Origin of the sequence: Floccifex porci (assembly GCF_009696175.1) — a bacterium.
Lineage (GTDB): Bacteria > Bacillota_I > Bacilli_A > Erysipelotrichales > Erysipelotrichaceae > Floccifex > Floccifex porci.
On sequence record NZ_VUMM01000040.1, the window covers coordinates 1 to 1,575 of the forward strand.

The window sequence follows — 1,575 nt, forward strand, 5'->3', positions numbered from 1 at the left end:
TTTCCTTGGCATTTTCCATATCCATTTTCAGTTCACTGGATTAAATCTGCAGATGTTCTACTTTTTCTCCAATAAAGGCCTGTATCATTGCAGAAAGAGCCATTCTGTTTTTTTCTTCATTTTTTCCGAATACATAACGAAAATTAATATCTTTTTTTAAGTCTATCATTTTAATTTCTCCTGTTATTTATATACGGATTTAAAATGTAAAATAACAAAAATTTATTGATTTAAAAAAGAAAAACAAGGTTTCTACACCTTGTCTATTCTAATAATTTATGTTCTTGCTTAAAACTTATCTGGCATCCCAGTAAATCGATGCTTTCACCTGATCACATTTTTCTTTTCCCAATAGCTTCTCAATAATCGCATACGCAAAATCAATACTTGCCGCTGCACTGATTCCCGTTATGATATTTCCATCTGTAACCACATACTGATATTGATACTCTCCACCAAAATCTTCATCTAATTCTTTAAAACAAGTATATTTTTTTCCTTTTAATATTCCTTCCTGTCCTAAAATCGTAGGTGAAGCACATATTGCAGCCAACACTTTCTTTTTGGCAAATTCATGTATTAAAGATAATACATCTTTATTCTTCTTTAATTTCTGATAATGTGGCCCTCCTGGAAGGATCAGACAATCCGCTTTCGAAAAATCATATTCACTGAATAAAATAGATGGAGAATATGTCACATTAAATCTTCCTGTTACTTCATTTCCTTCCACACGAATCACATCAACCTGGATGCCTGCTCTTCTTAATAAAGCAATGGGTCCCATCGCTTCTAACTCTTCAAATCCATTATCCATTATAATTGCAGCTATCATATACATTCCTCCTGAGTTTATTATATCATTTGAACTCTTAAGAAAAAATATTATAATGAAATTGGAGGTAGTTATGAAAAATAAATTATTTACATCGAATGTTGATTTTTTATTATCCAATGCGATCTTATTTGTCACTGGTCTAATCGTCACTTTTTTCAACATTCATCTGGTTTTAACAGCTTCTCGAATAATCGGAATTGTTTCTTTAACTCTGGGTATTTATTTACTTTACATATTTTTCTTTAAACAAATAACTGGTTCTTCTCCTTTCTTTATAGGATTTATGTGTTTTATTACAGGATTAATAATGGCTATCAAACCAGATCTTGTGATTTCTTTTTTACCAATGGTCATTGGTGTGATTCTTATAATCGGTTCTTTGCTGCAATTAAAAAAGACTTTATTGCTTCGCTACAACAAAGATTCTTTTTTCACTGTAATGCTTGTTATCAACATTCTATTTCTTATTGCTGGCTTATCTTTATTTTTAGATCCAATTCAATCCTTATCCAATATTATAAAAATTGTTGGAATTCTTATGATTCTATATTCTATTTACTCCACAGTTGGTGCTTTATTAGCAGATAAATATATAAATTAAAAGCGGGATTTTGTAGTGAACCTCTAAAGTTGTACCAACAACTTTGGAGGTTTTTATTATGAAATATACAAAAGAATTTAAATTAGAATGCGTACTTAAATATCGAAATGGTGAATACATTCACGATCCACCAGGA

At 30.2% G+C, this 1,575-nt stretch carries 3 protein-coding genes; 1 reads left to right on the plus strand and 2 read right to left on the minus strand.

What is annotated here, in order from left to right; genetic code table 11:
- Window positions 1-40: 40 nt before the first annotated feature.
- Together FYJ50_RS10780 and FYJ50_RS10410 are read right to left on the minus strand one after the other, a co-directional pair.
- Window positions 41-169 (minus strand): hypothetical protein, encoded by a 129-nt coding sequence (locus FYJ50_RS10780; protein ID WP_268891882.1) that lies wholly within the window; start codon window positions 167-169, stop codon window positions 41-43.
- A gap of 126 nt (window positions 170-295) precedes the next feature.
- A complete protein-coding gene (locus FYJ50_RS10410) occupies window positions 296-835 on the minus strand; it encodes a DJ-1/PfpI family protein (protein WP_154461686.1) in 540 nt (179 codons plus the stop codon).
- 73 nt (window positions 836-908) lie between these two features.
- On the opposite strand from FYJ50_RS10410, the gene FYJ50_RS10415 reads away from it, so the two are divergent.
- On the plus strand, window positions 909-1,439 hold the full coding sequence (locus FYJ50_RS10415) for a DUF308 domain-containing protein (protein ID WP_205946519.1): 531 nt from the start codon (window positions 909-911) through the stop codon (window positions 1,437-1,439).
- The last annotated feature ends 136 nt before the right edge of the window (window positions 1,440-1,575 follow it).